Annotated in this window: 18 protein-coding genes; 12 read left to right on the top strand and 6 right to left on the bottom strand. The window is 66.5% G+C overall.

From position 1 onward, the window contains the following. Positions 1-6: 6 nt before the first annotated feature. Complete coding sequence (locus tag ACFOOQ_RS16770; protein WP_341702999.1) at positions 7-381, bottom strand: response regulator; 375 nt, start codon at positions 379-381, stop codon at positions 7-9. Positions 382-506: 125 nt separating this feature from the next. On the opposite strand from ACFOOQ_RS16770, the gene ACFOOQ_RS16765 reads away from it, so the two are divergent. Then, positions 507-1187, top strand: coding sequence for a hypothetical protein (locus tag ACFOOQ_RS16765; protein WP_379728755.1), 681 nt, complete (start codon positions 507-509; stop codon positions 1185-1187). A gap of 3 nt (positions 1188-1190) precedes the next feature. Further along, positions 1191-2105 carry an ROK family protein gene (locus ACFOOQ_RS16760; protein ID WP_379729143.1) on the top strand — a complete coding sequence of 305 codons (915 nt, stop codon included), beginning with the start codon at positions 1191-1193 and terminating at the stop codon, positions 2103-2105. A 7-nt stretch (positions 2106-2112) separates the two neighbouring features. On the opposite strand, the gene ACFOOQ_RS16755 is transcribed toward ACFOOQ_RS16760, so the two are convergent. After that, positions 2113-2949 (bottom strand): EipB family protein, encoded by an 837-nt coding sequence (locus ACFOOQ_RS16755; protein ID WP_379728754.1) that lies wholly within the window; start codon positions 2947-2949, stop codon positions 2113-2115. A 106-nt stretch (positions 2950-3055) separates the two neighbouring features. On the opposite strand from ACFOOQ_RS16755, the gene ACFOOQ_RS16750 reads away from it, so the two are divergent. The 8 genes from ACFOOQ_RS16750 to ACFOOQ_RS16715 all read left to right on the top strand — a co-directional run bounded on the left by ACFOOQ_RS16750 (position 3056) and on the right by ACFOOQ_RS16715 (position 9113). Next, positions 3056-4021: a 2-hydroxyacid dehydrogenase gene (locus ACFOOQ_RS16750; protein ID WP_379728753.1), complete on the top strand. Its 966-nt coding sequence runs from the start codon at positions 3056-3058 to the stop codon at positions 4019-4021. Between the two features lie 124 nt (positions 4022-4145). Continuing rightward, on the top strand, positions 4146-4856 hold the full coding sequence (locus ACFOOQ_RS16745) for a GGDEF domain-containing protein (RefSeq protein WP_379728752.1): 711 nt from the start codon (positions 4146-4148) through the stop codon (positions 4854-4856). Between the two features lie 139 nt (positions 4857-4995). Beyond that, entirely contained in the window at positions 4996-5457 is a 462-nt protein-coding gene (locus ACFOOQ_RS16740; protein ID WP_379728751.1) for a RidA family protein, read from the top strand. Positions 5458-5465: 8 nt separating this feature from the next. After that, positions 5466-5933 carry a RidA family protein gene (locus ACFOOQ_RS16735; protein WP_379728750.1) on the top strand — a complete coding sequence of 156 codons (468 nt, stop codon included), beginning with the start codon at positions 5466-5468 and terminating at the stop codon, positions 5931-5933. A 9-nt stretch (positions 5934-5942) separates the two neighbouring features. After that, positions 5943-6698 carry a glycerophosphodiester phosphodiesterase family protein gene (locus tag ACFOOQ_RS16730; RefSeq protein ID WP_379728749.1) on the top strand — a complete coding sequence of 252 codons (756 nt, stop codon included), beginning with the start codon at positions 5943-5945 and terminating at the stop codon, positions 6696-6698. Further along, a complete protein-coding gene (locus ACFOOQ_RS16725; protein WP_379728748.1) occupies positions 6695-7945 on the top strand; it encodes a GNAT family N-acetyltransferase in 1251 nt (416 codons plus the stop codon). The genes ACFOOQ_RS16730 and ACFOOQ_RS16725 overlap by 4 nt, the downstream gene beginning before the upstream one ends. A 59-nt stretch (positions 7946-8004) precedes the next feature. Continuing rightward, entirely contained in the window at positions 8005-8424 is a 420-nt protein-coding gene (locus ACFOOQ_RS16720) for an HIT family protein (RefSeq protein ID WP_379728747.1), read from the top strand. Then, entirely contained in the window at positions 8424-9113 is a 690-nt protein-coding gene (locus ACFOOQ_RS16715) for a tetratricopeptide repeat protein (protein WP_379728746.1), read from the top strand. Before ACFOOQ_RS16720 ends, ACFOOQ_RS16715 begins: the two co-directional genes overlap by 1 nt. 27 nt (positions 9114-9140) lie before the next feature. On the opposite strand, the gene clpA is transcribed toward ACFOOQ_RS16715, so the two are convergent. The 4 genes from clpA to ACFOOQ_RS16695 form a co-directional block, all read right to left on the bottom strand. After that, positions 9141-11480: an ATP-dependent Clp protease ATP-binding subunit ClpA gene (gene clpA, locus ACFOOQ_RS16710; protein ID WP_379728745.1), complete on the bottom strand. Its 2340-nt coding sequence runs from the start codon at positions 11478-11480 to the stop codon at positions 9141-9143. 60 nt (positions 11481-11540) lie between these two features. After that, positions 11541-11870, bottom strand: coding sequence for an ATP-dependent Clp protease adapter ClpS (clpS, locus tag ACFOOQ_RS16705; RefSeq protein WP_341702984.1), 330 nt, complete (start codon positions 11868-11870; stop codon positions 11541-11543). Between the two features lie 208 nt (positions 11871-12078). Continuing rightward, a complete protein-coding gene (locus tag ACFOOQ_RS16700; protein WP_379728744.1) occupies positions 12079-12612 on the bottom strand; it encodes a phasin family protein in 534 nt (177 codons plus the stop codon). 193 nt (positions 12613-12805) lie between these two features. Continuing rightward, positions 12806-13543 carry a hypothetical protein gene (locus tag ACFOOQ_RS16695; protein WP_379728743.1) on the bottom strand — a complete coding sequence of 246 codons (738 nt, stop codon included), beginning with the start codon at positions 13541-13543 and terminating at the stop codon, positions 12806-12808. A 176-nt stretch (positions 13544-13719) separates the two neighbouring features. Between ACFOOQ_RS16695 and ACFOOQ_RS16690 the strand changes: the two genes are divergently transcribed. Both ACFOOQ_RS16690 and ACFOOQ_RS16685 read left to right on the top strand, forming a co-directional pair. Continuing rightward, on the top strand, positions 13720-14943 hold the full coding sequence (locus tag ACFOOQ_RS16690; protein ID WP_379728742.1) for a serine hydrolase: 1224 nt from the start codon (positions 13720-13722) through the stop codon (positions 14941-14943). A gap of 129 nt (positions 14944-15072) precedes the next feature. Further along, complete coding sequence (locus tag ACFOOQ_RS16685; RefSeq protein ID WP_379728741.1) at positions 15073-16128, top strand: adenylate/guanylate cyclase domain-containing protein; 1056 nt, start codon at positions 15073-15075, stop codon at positions 16126-16128. The last annotated feature ends 7 nt before the right edge of the window (positions 16129-16135 follow it).

Raw genomic sequence — 16135 nt, 5'->3', positions numbered from 1 at the left:
AAGACTTTAGGCTACGGGTTCCAGGAACTGCTTCACCGTTTCGATGAACTTCCCGACCGAAATGGGCTTGGCGATATAGGCGTCACAGCCGCCCTCGCGCATTTTCTCCTCGTCGCCCTTCATGGCGAAGGCGGTCACCGCCACCACCGGGATCGAACGCAGGTTATCGTCTTCCTTGATCCACTTGATCACTTCCAGGCCCGACACCTCGGGGAGCTGGATGTCCATCAGGATCAGGTCCGGCCGGTGCTGTCGCACCATGGCCAGGGCTTCCATGCCGTCCTTGGTCTGCAGGGTCTGGTAACCGTGCGCATCAAGCAGGTCGTGGAACAACTTCATGTTGAGTTCATTATCCTCAACAATCAAAACGGTCTTGCTCATAGGCTGCCTTCCCCGGATAGTCTATCGTCCTGCCTGCGCCATCTTTTCCCAGCTTATACAGTATTTTGTAGCATCCCCGTCCAGCCCGGCCAAGCCGTTTGACAGTGACAATCCGCCCCGAGCCCATGTCCGCCGCACCAGATCCGTCCGCCCTTCCCGCACCGGTTGCCGCCCAGCTGGCAGAACTCGATCTCCGCCCGGGCCAGCCGCTGCTGATCGCCGATGCCGACGAGGTGCTGTTCTACTTCATGCGCGGGCTGGAGGGCTTCCTGACCGGGCGGGGGCTGTACTTCGACTGGCGCTCCTATGCCCTCTACGGCAACATCCGCCGCCGTGACGACGACAGCCCGGTCGCCGCCGAAGAGCTGCATCCCCTGCTGCAGGGCTTCTTTGCCGAGGCGACCGAGAGCCTGGCGCCGGTCGATGGCGCCGCGGCGGCGCTGGCGGAACTCAGCCGGCACGCCCAGATTGTGGTGCTGAGCAATCTGCCGCTGCCGGCCCGGGCCGCGCGCGCGCGCGCCCTGGCCCGCCACGGCATGGCCTATCCGCTGATCGCCAATACGGGGCCGAAGGGGCCGGCGGTGGCCAGCCTGCGGCAGCGGGTCGATGCCCCGGCGGTCTTCATCGACGACATTCCGCATAATCACGCCTCGGTCGCCCAGCTTGCGCCCACCACGCGGCGCCTGCATTTTGTCGCCGATCCCCGCCTGGCCGCCTTGCTCGGTCCGGCGCCCGACTGCCATCATCGGATGGAATCGTGGGAGGAAATCCACAATCATATTGCGGCCATGTTGCAGGATTCCTGAGTGATGCGGATCGGCGTCGACCTCGGCGGCACCAAGATCGAAGCCATCGGCCTGGCCGACGACGGCAGCATCCGCGCCCGCCGCCGCGTGCCGGCGCCGCGCGGCGATTATGCCGCCACCGTGGCAGCGATCCGCGATCTCGTCACCGCCATCGCGGCCGAGGCCGGCGCTATCGGGCCGGTCGGCGTCGGCATTCCCGGCACCATCTCGCCCGCCACCGGCCTGATCAAGAATGCCAACTCGACCTGGCTGATCGGCCATCCGCTCGACCGCGATCTCGCTGCCGCCACCGGCCGCCAGGTGCGGCTGGCCAACGACGCCAACTGCTTCGCGCTGTCGGAAGCCAGCGACGGCGCCGGCAGCAGCCATCGCGTGGTGTTCGGCGCCATCCTCGGCACCGGCTGCGGCGCCGGCATCGTCGTCGCCGGCAGCCCGCTGACCGGCCCCAATGCCATCGCCGGCGAATGGGGCCATAACCCGCTGCCCTGGCCGCAGCCGAACGAGCTGCCCGGGCCATTGTGCTATTGCGGCCGGCATGGCTGCCAGGAGACGTTCTTTTCTGGCACCGGGCTGGCGCTCGATTTCCGCAGCGCCACCGGCCGCGATCTCGACGGACCGGCCATCGCCGAAGCCGCAGCGGGCGGCGATGCGGCGGCCGAGGCCGCCATGCAGCGTTACGAACACCGGCTGGCGCGCGGCCTTGCCGCCATCCTCAACCTGCTCGATCCCGATGTCGTGATCCTCGGCGGCGGCCTGTCGAATCTCGGGCGGCTCTATGTGAACGTGCCGCGCCTGTGGGGCGCCTTCGTGTTTTCCGATGTGGTGACGACGCCGCTGGTAAAGAACCGCCATGGCGACAGTTCGGGCGTGCGCGGTGCCGCCTGGCTGTGGCCGCCGGGCACGCCGGCGACGGTCTGAATTTTCTTCAGCAGCGATCGCGCGGCTTGACCTCGAGCCGGGCCAGCGTGGCGCGGATCGCATAGTCGCCGTAATCGAACACGATGTCGTCGGCGACGCCGTTCTCGTACAGGCGGTAGGCGATCTCGTAATCCGGCGTGTCCTGCTGTTGCTCGGTCGGGAAATAGCCGAGCCGCACGCGCCAGGAGCGCAGGCCTTTCAGCGCCACCAGCACATTGCGCTTGGCGGTTTCCGGCGGCAGGGTCACGCCGATGAAGCCGCCGACATCGGCATAGCCGTCCGCCGAAGACCCGTCATAGATCGCGGCCTGCAGCCAGTGCTGGCCGCTTTCGGCAAGCCGCAGCAGGCGGATGGTGTGTTCGGTGGGAAACAGGATGCCGGCAGGCAACTGCAGCTCGGTATCATCGGGCCGGGTGAAGCGCACCACGCCACCGCGATGCGGACCCGACAGCACGGCCTCGCCGTTCAGTTCCTGGTCGACGTCGCCGTTGACCTCGTCCTTCAGCTTGAAGCGAAAGCTCTGACCGTCGCGGGCTTCCCACGAGTTCAGCACCATGTCGTTCAGCGTGGTGCCGTCCTCGGTATCGGTCTGGATCACGAAGCGCTGGTTCAGCACAAAGCCGTCGCAGGCATTGACGAATTCGAGGCTGAGACCGCCGATGATGCCGCTGCGGTAATTGCGCGGATCGAGCCGCGCCACCGAGATGGTGTAGAGCGCGCGATGCGACACCAGCTGGTTGGCGATGCTGTCGAGATCGGGCGTGCTGCCGGCGGCGGCCGGACGGGACGGAATGGTCGCGCCGCACAACAGGGCCACGAACAGCAACAGACGCAAAATCGCCAAGGGGAGACCTCGAGAAACCGGAAAATGCTTGCTACAGGATAGCCTTGGCCGGAAAAGAAGAAAACACGCCCGCCGCCCGGCAACGAAAATATGCAGGAGTTCCGCCATGGCAAAACCCGTCCTGTTCGTCACCCGCCGCATGCCCCCAGCGGTGGAAGCCCGCCTGCTGCGCGACTATGACGCCCGGCTGAACCCCGACGACCGCGTCTATACGGCCAACGAACTGGCGGCCGGGGCCGACGGGGCCGATGCCATGCTGGTCTGCTCGACGGAAAAGATCACGGCGCCGCTGGTCGCCCGGCTGCCGGACCGGCTGAAGGTGATCGCCACCTTCTCGGTCGGCTACGAGCATATCGACATCGCCGCCTGTCGGGCCCGCGGCATCGTCACGGCCAATGCGCCCGGCACCATGACCGAGGCGACCGCCGATATCGCCCTGCTGCTGATGCTGGGCGCTGCCCGCCGCGGCTGGGAGGCCCAGAGCATGGTCCGTCGCGGCGACTGGAAAGGCTGGGACACCATGATGCTGCTGGGCATCGACCTTGCCGGCAAGCGGCTGGGCATCTTCGGCATGGGGCGGATCGGCCAGGCGGTGGCACGCCGCGCCCGCGGCTTCGGCATGACCATCCACTATCACAACCGCAGCCGCCTGCAGCCGGCCGACGAGCAGGGCGCCATTTACCATGCCGATCTCGACGGCCTGCTGGCGGTCAGCGACATCCTGTCGATCAATGCGCCCGCGACCGCCGAAACCCGCCGGCTGCTCGATGCCAGGCGGATTGCCCGACTGCCCGATGGCGCCATCGTGGTGAACACCGCGCGCGGCGAGATGATCGACGATGCCGCGCTGATCGCGGCGCTGAAATCCGGCAAGCTGCGCGCCGCCGGACTCGACGTCTTCGCCGGCGAACCCAACCTCGATCCGGCCTATCTCGACCTGCCCAATGCCTATCTGCTGCCGCATCTGGGCAGCGCCACGGTCGAGACGCGCGACCGCATGGGCTTCATGGCGCTGGACAACATCGATGCCGTGCTGGCTGGCCGGCCGGCGCCGAATGCCATCGCGGGCTGAGCCGGCCCTGCCCGGCAGCGGCAAAAACTGCCGGGCTGCAATATTGTAAAAGGCTGTTTTCCGGCAATTTCTTCTGGCATATGGCTTGCTTTGTCTGGGATGTGTCCAACCTGACGGTTTCGCCATGACCTACGCGATGCCTGCCAATGACGGCCAGACTTCCGCCTGGCCCCAGCCTGTCGACGAAACGGCCGCAGCCAGCGACGGTTTCGCCAGCCTGGTGCTGCGCCTGCGCCTCGCCCTGCGGCGGGACCCGGACCCGCGCAAGCGCCAGCTGGTCGAGCAGATCCTGACCGCCGCCGCCGAAAGCGAGCAGCGCCTCGCCGAACAGGCGGACCGCATTGCCGAGCTGGAGCAGCTGTCGGGCAGCGACGATCTGACCGGCCTGCCCAACCGCCGTGCCTTCGATGCCGTGATGGCGCGCGAACTGGCGGTCGCCGGCCGCGACGGCCATGGCGGCACGCTCGCCTTTCTCGACCTCGACCGCTTCAAGATGATCAACGACCGCCACGGCCATGCCGCCGGCGATGCCGCGCTCTGTCATGTCGCGCAGCATCTGCGGACGGCGCCGCGGGCCTCGGATTTCGTCGCCCGGCTGCATGGCGACGAATTCGCCCTGGTGCTGCCCGGCGCGACGCTCGACCAGGCCGAGCCGCGGGTCTCCGCACTCGCCAGCCGCATCGAGCGTCAGCCCCTGCGATTTGGTGACGCCCTGATCCCGGTCAGCATCAGCTATGGCCTCGCCGCCTATGACGGCAAGACCGACCAGGCCGCCCTGCTGCGCCTCAGCGACCGCGCCATGTACCGGCGCAAACGGGCCCGGCAGGGCGAATAGGCCCGGCGGCAGGCTCGTCCCGGCCCTCACTCATTGCTCCCCCACTCATTGCTGAGGGGCGGCGTTCCGGGCTAGAACCGGCGGCACGACCTGTGCCGATCCCGTGCCGTATTCCCGTGCCGTATTCAAGGAGCCGACCATGAGCCATGATGCCCGCCTCGCCGCGCTGAACATCGAGCTGCCGACCCCGGCCGCGCCGGCCGCCAATTACGTGCCGTTCGTGATCGCCGGCAACATGCTCTACATCGCCGGCCAGATCCCGGTCTTCAACGGCGAGGTCCGTTTCCTCGGCAAGCTGGGTGCCGGCACCGATGTCGAGACCGGCAAGCAGGCCGCCCGGCTCTGTGGCCTGAACATCATCAGCCAGGCGCGCGCCGCGCTCGGCGGCAGCCTCGACCGTGTGAAGCGCTGCGTGAAGCTCGGCGGCTTCGTCAACTGCACCGGCGACTTCATCGACCATCCGCAGGTGGTCAACGGCGCCTCCGACCTGATGGTCGAGGTGTTCGGCGATGCCGGCAAGCACGCCCGTTTTGCCGTCGGCGCCGTGTCGCTGCCGCGCGGTGTCGCCGTCGAGGTCGACGCCATCTTCGAGATCGCCTGAGCCCGCTTATGGCCGGCACAGTCGCGACGCGGCTGGAACAGCTCGGACTGACGCTGCCGCCGCAGCATCCGCCGGCCGGCACTTATGTCGGTTATGTCACGACCGGCGGCCTCGTGCATGTCGCCGGTGTCGGCCCGACCTGGGGCCCGGACGTGCGCTATGCCGGCAAGGTGGGCAGTACGCTCAGCACCGCGGACGGCTATGCCGCCGCGCGGCTGACCGCGCTGAACCTGCTGGCCCACATGCAAACGGCCTGCGGCGGCGATCTCGACCGCATCGTCCGCTGCGTCAAGGTCTTCGCGCTGGTCAATGCCGGCCCGGATTATACCGATGCCCACCGGGTGGCCGATGGCGCAACCGACCTGATCGGTGCATTGTTCGGCACCGGCAACCTGCCGGCCCGCGCCATCACCACGGCCCCGTCCCTGCCTTTCAACATCGCCTTCGAAGCCGACGCCGTTTTCCTGATCAATTGAGCCCAGAGCATGAGCCGCACCGATCTTCCCAAATGGCTGACCAAGACCCCCGTCGCCCATCGCGGGCTGCATGACATCGCCAGGGGCGTGCCGGAGAATTCCCGCCTCGCCTTCCAGAAGGCCATCGAGGCCGGTTACGCCATCGAAACCGATGTGCGGATCACCGGCGACGGCCAGGTGGTGGTCTTCCATGATGCCGACCTCACCCGGCTCTGCGGCCGCGACGGCATCGTCGCGCGGATGACGCTGGCCGAGCTGAAGGCGCAGAAACTGCTCGGCACCGCGGAGACTGTGCCCAGCTTCCGCGACCTGCTCGACCAGGTGCAGGGCCATGTGCCTCTGGTGGTCGAGATCAAGAAGGACAAGGGCCAGGAGATCGGCCCGCTGGAAACCAGCGTCGCCCGCATGCTGCAGCATTACCCGGGTCCCTTCGTGGTGCAGTCGTTCAATCCGCGCACCGTGAAGTGGTTCCAGAAGCATGCGCCGGAAATCGTGCGCGGCCAGATCGCGACGGACCTTGCCAATATGACCAGGGGCCTTAACTGGTTCACCCGTATGCAGTTGAAGCGGGCCCTGATGAACGGTTACGGCGATCCGGATTTCCTTGCCTATGACGTGCGCGACCTGCCGTCGGAGATTACCGCGGCGGCACGGCGGCGCGGCCTGCCGCTGCTGAGCTGGACGGTGCGCACGCCGGCCGAGCGCGCCCGTGCGGCCGCCCATGCCGACAATGTGATCTTCGAGGAGCTGTCGACCGCGGCATGAATGGGCGCGGCATGAACGGGCCGGCGGGCAAGGACAAAACTGTCACCATCCGCACGCTGGCGCGCATCGCCGAGCTGCCGGCGGCCGAGTGGGACCGCTGCGCCGGGACCGGAAACCCCTTCGTCAGCCACGCCTTCCTCGACGCCCTGGAGCAGTCCGGCTGCGTCAGCCCGCGCAGCGGCTGGCAGCCGACCCACCTGGTGGCGGAGACCCGGCAGGGCGATATCCTCGGCACCATGCCGCTCTACATCAAGGGCCACAGCCAGGGCGAATACATCTTCGACCATGCCTGGGCCGAGGCCTATGCCCGCGCCGGCGGCCAGTATTACCCGAAACTGCTGTCGGCGGTGCCCTTCTCGCCGGTGACCGGGCCGCGCTTCCTGGTGGCGCCGGGCCAGGATGGCGCCACCATCGCCGATGCCCTGCTGCAGGGCGCGCGCCAGCTGGTGCAGCGCTATGGCCTGTCGTCGCTGCATGTCAATTTCCTCACCGAGGAACAGAGCGTCTGGGCGGAAGAAAGCGGGATGCTGTTGCGGCTCGGCGAACAGTTCCACTGGGAAAACAACGGCTATGCCGATTTCGAAGCCTTCCTCGCCGCACTGGCTTCGCGCAAGCGCAAGGCGATCCGCAAGGAGCGTCGCGAGGCCGTTGCTGCCGGCATCGAGATCGCATGCCTCAGCGGCGATGCGCTGACCGACGAACACTGGGACGCCTTCTTCGAATTCTACATGGACACCGGCAGCCGCAAATGGGGCCGGCCCTATCTCAACCGCGATTTCTTCCGCCGCCTGCAGGCGACCATGGCCGACCGCGTCGTGCTGGTGATGGCCCGTCGCGACGGCCAGTGGATCGCCGGTGCCTGGAACATGCTGGGCGACGACTGCCTGTACGGCCGCAACTGGGGCTGTATCGAGCATCATCCCTTCCTGCATTTCGAATGCTGCTACTACCAGGCGATCGACTATGCGATCCGGCACGGCTTGGCCCGCGTCGAGGCCGGCGCCCAGGGCGAGCACAAGCTGGCCCGCGGCTACCTGCCCGCCCCCATCCATTCGTCCCACTGGCTGGCCGATCCCGGCTTCCAGGATGCCATCGCGCGCTACCTGGACCACGAGCGCGACTACATGTCCGGGGTGATCGCAGCCCTCGACCAGCATTCGCCGTTCCGCCATACCGGGCCGGACCCCGAACACGGCGACCCCGAGGCGGGCGACCCGGAGGCTAGCGACCTAGGGGAAAGCGGATAGCCTTCGGCCCGGCTCCGGACTAGACTTGGTAAAAAACAGGGAGGCGGAGAGAACGGGCCATGACGCATGATGCTGGCTGCATCTTCTGCAAGATCGTCCAGGGCGAAGCGCCGAGTTTCAAGCTGTGCGAAGACGACCTCAGCTTCGCCATCATGGACATCAACCCGTTCAACCATGGCCATGCCCTGATTCTCAGCAAGCGCCATGCCGCCAATGTCCACGAGATCGACGACGACAGCATCGCCGCGGTGGCCCGCACCGCCCGGCGCATCGCCGGCGCGGTCGAGGATGCCGTGAAACCGGATGGCATCAACATCGTGCAGGCCAACGGTCCCGGCGCCGCCCAGTCGGTGCTGCATTACCATGTCCATGTGCTGCCGCGCCGGCTCGGCGACAATGCCAAGCTCAACTGGAGCCTGTCGCCCGGCGATCACGATGCCATCGCGCGGCTGGCCGCCGATATCCGGGCCCGCCTCTGATGCCGCGGCCGGCCATCGCGGTGATGGCGGTGGCTGCCATCCTGCTGGCCGCCGGCGCCGCCCGTGCGGCCGGCGCGACCGACGACGGGACGACCCGCTGCCGCAGCGAGGCGCATCGCGGCCTGACCGCCGCCTGCGAGACAGCGCTGGAGACCCGCCCGCATGACCCGGAACTGCACGCCCTGCTCGGCGAGGCCTATTTCGCCAGCGGCTTCTACGGCGAGGGGCTGCAGAGCCTGCATGCCGCCATCGACGCCTCCGGCGGCGACGCCGACTATCGCTACCGCTTCGCCGGCTTTGCCGCGCTGATCAACGAATTCACAAAGGCGACCGACGAACTTGAGCGCGTGGTTGCCGCCCGCCCCAGGGACGTGCGCGCCTGGGCCCTGCTGGCCGTCTGCTATCGCTTCATGAAGGATGATGCCCGCGCCCTGCATGCCGGCCGCCGGGCCGCCGAACTGGGCGATGCCGCCGAGGCCTATGCGCTGGCGGCCCGCTACGCCACCGGCGACGGCCTCGCCCGCGATGCCCGCGAGGGACAGCGCTGGCTCAGGCGGGCGGCCAACCGCGGCTATGTCGCCGCCATGCAGGATCTGGCCGACCTCTATGCGACTGGCCGGCCGGGCATTCCGCCCGATCCGGCCAGACAGCATTACTGGGAAGACGCCCTGCGCCAAGCGACCAACTAACTGAGGCCGCCCGTCAACTGAGCAGCCTCAGTTGGCGAATTCCGGGATTTTGTCGCCCTTCTCCGAACGGCCCTTTTCGCTGCCCTCGATCTCGAAGGCGAGCTTGCCGTCGGCGACCGTCACCAGCACATGGCCGCCCTTGACCAGGCGCCCGAACAGCAGTTCGTCGGCCAGCGGCTTCTTGATGTGCTCCTGGATCACGCGGCCGAGCGGCCGGGCCCCGAAGAGCTTGTCGTAGCCGCGCTCGGCGAGCCAGGCGCGCGCCTCGTCGCTCAGCGAGATCGTCACGTTGCGGTCGGCGAGCTGGCCTTCGAGCTGGGCGACGAACTTGTCGACCACGCGATAGATCACGTCCGACGGCAGCGCCGCGAAGGGGATCACCGAGTCGAGGCGGTTGCGGAATTCCGGCGTGAACAGCTTCTTGATCGCTTCCTCGTCCTCGCCTTCCTTCATGCCGCGGCCGAAACCGATCGCCTGCTTGCTCATCTCCGAGGCGCCGGCATTGGTGGTCATGATCAGCACGACGTTGCGGAAATCGACGCTCTTGCCGTTGTTGTCGGTCAGCTTGCCGTGGTCCATCACCTGCAGCAGGATGTTGAACAGGTCGCCATGGGCCTTCTCGATCTCGTCGAGCAGCAGCACGCAATGCGGATGCTGGTCGACCGCATCGGTCAGCAGGCCGCCCTGGTCGAAGCCGACATAGCCCGGCGGCGCGCCGATCAGCCGCGACACGCTGTGCCGCTCCATGTATTCCGACATGTCGAAGCGGATCAGCTCGACACCCATGATGGTGGCGAGCTGGCGGGCCACTTCGGTCTTGCCGACGCCGGTCGGACCCGAGAACAGGTAGCAGCCGATCGGCTTCTCCGGTTCGCGCAGGCCGGCACGAGCCAGCTTGATCGCACTGGCCAGCGCGTCGATGGCCTGGTCCTGGCCATAGACCACGCGCTTCAGCTCGGCATCGAGGTTGCGCAGGGACTCCTTGTCCTCGCGCGACACCGACTTGGGCGGAATGCGGGCGATCTTGGCGACGATGGCCTCGATCTCCTTGACGCCGATGGTCTTGCGGCGGCGGCTTTCCGGCTTCAGCAGTTCGGCGGCACCGACCTCGTCGATCACGTCGATCGCCTTGTCCGGCAGCTTGCGGTCGTTGATGTATTTCGACGACAGCTCGACCGCGGCCTTGATCGCATCCTCGGTATAGCGGACGCCGTGATGTTCCTCGTAATAGCCCTTGATGCCCTTGAGGATCTTCACCGCGTCGGACACCGACGGCTCGCTGACATCGATCTTCTGGAAGCGGCGCAGCAGCGCGCGGTCCTTCTCGATGTAGGACCGGAACTCCTTGTAGGTCGTCGAGCCGATGCAGCGCAGGCCGCCCGAGGCGAGTGCCGGCTTCAGCAGGTTCGACGCATCCATGGCGCCGCCCGAGGTGGCGCCGGCGCCGATCACGGTGTGCATCTCGTCGATGAACAGGATCGAGCCGGGCTGGCTCTCCAGCTCCTGCATCACCTGCTTGAGGCGCTCCTCGAAATCGCCGCGATAGCGCGTGCCGGCCAGCAGGCTGCCCATGTCGAGCGCGTAGATCACCGACTCCTTCAGGATCTCCGGCACCTCGCCGCGCACGATACGGCGCGCCAGGCCCTCGGCGATGGCGGTCTTGCCGACGCCGGGATCGCCGACATAGAGCGGGTTGTTCTTGGTGCGCCGGCACAGGATCTGGATGGTGCGCTCGATCTCGGCCTCGCGGCCGATCAGGGCATCGATCTTGCCGGCCTTGGCCTTCTCGTTGAGGTTGACGCAATAGGCGCTCAGCGCCTCCTTGTCCTTGCCGGCATTGCGGTCGCGCTCGGTCCGCTCGCTGCGTTCGGCGCGCTGTTCGACATCGCTGTCGGCACCGCGCAGCGGCCGGCGGTCGCCGCGGCCCGGCGACTTGGCGACGCCATGGCTGATGTAGCTGACCGCATCCAGCCGGGTCATGTCCTGCTCCTGCAGGAAATGCACGGCATGGCTCTCGCGCTCGGAGAAGATCGCCACCAGCACGTTGGCGCCGGTCACTTCCTCGCGGCCCGACGACTGGACATGGAACAGCGCGCGCTGCACGGCGCGCTGGAAGCTGAGGGTCGGCTTGGCGTCCTGCGCCACGCTGACCACCAGGCCGCGCAGGTCCTCGTCGATGAAGGCACCGACGCGCTCGCGCAGCTTGTCGACATCGACGTTGCACGCCCGCATCACCGCAATCGCATCCTGATCTTCGGTCAGGGCGAACAGGAGGTGTTCGAGCGTGGCGAATTCATGCTTCTTGGCACCGGCGAGCGACAGGGCCCGGTGCAGTGTCTGTTCCAGCGTGCGCGAAAACGATGCCATACGCTTTATGCCTCCCTCGATCGGGTTGCTGATACTCTGAAAGATACTCTACCGGGCAGGCTAATCGCGTTCCATGGTGCATTGCAGCGGATGCTGGTGCTGCCGTGCGAAATCGATCACCTGGGTCACCTTGGTCTCGGCCACTTCGTAGGTAAACACACCGCAGAGCCCGACGCCCTTCTGGTGGACGTGCAGCATGATCCGCGTGGCTTCTTCCCGCGGCTTGCTGAAAAACCGCTCCAGCACGTGAACGACGAACTCCATCGGCGTGTAATCGTCGTTCAGCAGGAGCACCTTGTACATAGGCGGCTTCTGGGTCTTCGGCCGGGTCTTGGTGACCACGCCGACCTCGGTCCGCCCGCGCCCGTCACGTCCATCCCGTTCGCTCATGCCCTCGATACCCGACTGCCGTCGCGTCCCGTTCCTCGGGGCGCTCGTGTTAATGATATGGCCCCCGGGTAAAAAAATACCAGCACCCTTGGGGCAAAAAAAGAGCCCGGCCAGTGGGGGCCGGGCTCTCTCTACTCTGACGCTGCTGTCTGGGGACGCTTACTTACACGGGCGGTAACCGCCGTGGCGAAAGCGCCGCCGGGCCGGTTCAGGCGGCCAGCGGCTTCACCATCTTCTCGACGGCGACCTGGAACTGCGCATTGATCGGGGCGAAGGCATCCTGGGCGGCCTTGGCTGCAACTTCGCTCACCTTGGTGGTGTGGGCGGTATAAGCCTCGAAGGCGCTCTTGGCGAAGTCGTTCTGCAGCTCGATCAGCTCCTGCAGGGTCTTGACGCCCATCATCGCCTTGGCGGCGGAAATGCTGTCCTCGATCTGGCCCTTGGTGAAAGCCATGATCTCGGCGTTGATGGTCTCGAAGCCCTTGGAGGCCAGATTGCCCGCCGTCACAACGGCTTCAACCTGGTCCTTGCCCATCTGGGTGGCTTCGTCGACGCTTTTGACGGCGGCTTCGAAACGGTCCTTGCTCATCGCGAAAGCCTTCTCGACAGCTTCGGTGCCTGCCTTCATTGCCTTCTCCATCTGGTCCTTGGAAGCGAACATGACAGCCTCGTATGTGTTGCCGTTGAGACCATCGGTCTCGATGTCCGACTTGGTCTTGGGGGTCTTGGGGGTGGTAGCCATGGAGTGATCTCGTCCTTGCTTGTCCGGTTTGTAACAGTGTCGGACCCGCTCAGCGGGGCGGCAGCCCTGAAATGCTGCACTGCAATATGGTTGTTTTACCAGCCGGCCCCGCGGTCTGTCAAAAGGTTTTTTGTGCGGCGCACAATTGTCCTGTGCGCCGCAGTAAAATCAGACGGTTAGTCAATTTAAACAACTAGTTAATTGTGCCCTGGGAGTAGCGCAGGCCGTTTTTCCCGACCTGGTAACGCTCTGGCGTGTACTGCGGCTGGACGTCCCGGCCGGCGGCGGCGAAGAAGCTGCCGTACGGCGGCAGGGCCACCTCGTAATAGTGAACCGGGGCCACACCGGTCCCATCGAAACGCAGGACGGCCCCCAGCAGGCGCTCGGCGACCGGCTTGAAGCCTGCTGCCTCGCCCGACCAGGCATAGAAATGGAACTGTCCGTTCCGGCAGGCGCTGGCCGTGATGAAAAAGCCATCGGCACGCAGGAACAGCCCGTCCGGCGCAGCTTCGTCGAAGCCGCTGGCATCGAGGGCCGCGACCACGCTGTCCAGTTCGGCCGCACCGATCCGCTGCTGCGCCGTCTGGCCGCGCCAGGGCGCCAGCGGATCGTTGAGGGTGATCGGATTGCGCGGGTCGTTCAGGACCGGCTGGCCGATCACCCGTGCTTCCACCAGGGCCCCGCCGCCGGCTTCGCCGGTGAAGTCGTAGGTGCGCCGCTGCTCCTTCTCCACGGCGTTGTAGACCAGGCGAAAACGCTCGGGCTGTCCCACGGCACAGGCCCGGGCGAGGTCGTCGCCGCCGATATAGCGCTCCCAGGTCAGGCCGCGCAGGAAGGGATCGCTGGTCGGCCCGACCGCGGCGCAGCCGGCCAGCAGGCCGGCAGCAGTCAATGCGGCCGCGAGAAACACTTTTTTAAGGCTATCGGTCATATTTTTCTGCCCATGCGTGCGCTCCTGCGGGAGCCCGGTGAATCCATGCAGATTCAACTTGTTAGTACACAATCTACTGGACAAGAGGAAGCATGGTAAATATCCTGAATCCGATTCGCGTCCTGGGGGGAACCCGGTCGCAAAATGATTACAAGCGCAACCGTGGTAGGGATGCAATGAGGCAGGTAGCCGCAAAGCTTGGACGGACTCTGTCCACCATCGTAACAATCTGTTTCATCCTTGTCCTTGCCGCCTCGCTCTCCCCCCATGCCGCCCGGGCGGCCAGCTATTCCGCCATCGTGGTCGATGCCGATACCGGCCGGGTGCTGCATGCCCAGGATCCGGATGCCGCGCGCTACCCGGCGTCGCTGACCAAGATGATGACGCTGTACATGACCTTCGACGCCCTCAAGGAGGGCCGCCTGAAGATGAGCCAGCGTCTGCCGATTTCCGCCCATGCCGCCGCCCAGCCCTATGGCATCGACCTGCGCGCCGGCCAGACCATCAGCGTCCATGACGCCATCCTCGCCGCCATCACCAAGTCCGCCAACAATGCCGCCGTGGTGCTGGCCGAGGCACTGGGCGGTACGGAAACCAAGTTCGCCGATCTGATGACGAGGCGCGCGCGCCAGCTCGGGATGACCAACACGGTGTTCAAGAACGCCTCGGGTCTGCCGAATTCCCGCCAGAAGAGCACGGCCCGCGACATGGCCCGGCTCGGCATCGCCTTGGTGAAGAACCACAAGGATTACTACAGCTACTTCTCTACGGCCGAGTTCGAGTGGAAGGATGCGACGATCCCGAACCACAACCACATCCTGACCCGCTATGACGGCGCCGACGGCATCAAGACCGGCTATATCGCCGCCTCGGGCTTCAATCTGGTCGCATCGGCCAAGCGCGGCGGCCACCGCATCGTCGCCGTGGTGTTCGGCGGCAGCAGCGTCAAGGCCCGCGACAACCGGATGGTCCAGCTGCTCGATATCGGTTTCGACAAGATCGGCGATACCCCCACGGTGATGGCCGAGAAGAAGGGCAGTGACGATGCCGGCTTCGGCCTGATCGCCAGCGCCGATGCGGCCACCGCGCATCCGCCGAAGGCTGCGGCCAGGAAGATCGTCGTTGCCGATGCCGGCACGACCGGCGCCGGTGCCGGTGCCGGAGACTGGGCCGTGCAGCTCGGCGCGTTCCGCCGCCCGGCCGCCGCCGAGAAGCTGCTCAACCGGGTCCGCGGCAAGCTGCCCGCCGCCGAGCCGCTGGTCGAGCCGATCGAGGCCGGCAAGACCACGCTGTACCGTGCCCGCATGACCGGGCTGAGCGAGACGGATGCGCAGAGCGCCTGCGCCCGGCTGAAGCGGGAAAAGGTCACCTGCTCGGTGGTCTCGCCCGACGCCGGCTGATCCCGGCCCCACCGCCCCTTCCTGCAACGCCGCGGCCCTGCCGCGGCGTTTGTGTTTCCGGCCTCCGGCTTTCCACGGATACTGCGGGTTCCTATGATGGCGGCGCCCGTCCCCGTCCATAAAGCACTCATGGCCCTTACCCAGATCCAACGCCGCCAGCTCCGCACACTGGGCCGCATCGTGGCCGTCTCGGCCACCGGCGGCGCCGTCTATGGCGGCCTGCTCACCGTGACGCTGGGAATGACACCGGTTCCCGTAGCCGAGCTTGCGCTCGGCCTGCTGCGCGGCCTGTTTACCGGCGCCCTGGTCAGTGCCCTGCTGGGCGGTTTCGAGATGTTCGTGGTCGCGACCTTCCGGGCCCAGTTCCGCCGCCTGCGCTTCCTGCAACTGATCGCCGTCAAGGGCATCTTCTATACAGTTATCATTCTTGCCAGCGACTGGCTGGGCGACCGGCTGTTCGAGATCGGCGGGACCTCGCGCTTCGGCCTCAACCGCCTGACCGTCACCACGCTACTGGTCGCGCTGGCGGTGTCGATCGCCTTCAATTTCGTGATGGAGATGGCGCAACTGCTCGGCCCCGGCGTACTGGGCGACCTGATGCGCGGCCGCTATCACCAGCCGCGGCGCGAGAACCGGCTGTTCGTCTTCTTCGACATGCGCGGCTCGACCGCCATCGCCGAACGGATCGGCGATATCGCCTTCCACCGCCTGCTCAACCGCTTTTTCATCGACCTGACCGAGGCCGTGCTGCCCTGGCATGGCATCGTGCACAAGTATGTCGGCGACGAGATGATCGTGACCTGGCCGCTCGATGGCCGCCGCGGCCGTCATGCCGCCGGCGCCTTCGCGGCCGTCGCCATGGCGCGGGCGCGCTTCGCCGGCCAGCAGGCGGCCTATCTGCGGGATTTCGGCGTGGTGCCGGATTTCCGCACCGTGCTGCATGCCGGCCCGGTGGTGACCGGCGAAATGGGCGAGGTCAAGCGCGAGATCGTCCTGCTCGGCGACACCATCAACACCACGGCGCGGATCGAACAGCTGGCCAAGACCCTGCCCGGCCATGCCGTCATCGCCTCGGCGGAAGCCATCGCGGCCGCGCCGCCGCCGGCCGGAATCACCACCGTTTCGCTGGGGGAATTCTCGCTCCCGGGCAAGAGCGCTGCTATACATCTGTACGCCGTCTCGTAACCATAAA

The sequence above is a fragment of the Ferrovibrio xuzhouensis genome (assembly GCF_042648965.1).
Lineage (GTDB): Bacteria > Pseudomonadota > Alphaproteobacteria > Ferrovibrionales > Ferrovibrionaceae > Ferrovibrio > Ferrovibrio xuzhouensis.
The sequence above is the reverse complement of the archived record's forward strand: the minus strand, read 5'-3'. Positions and strand labels throughout refer to the sequence as shown.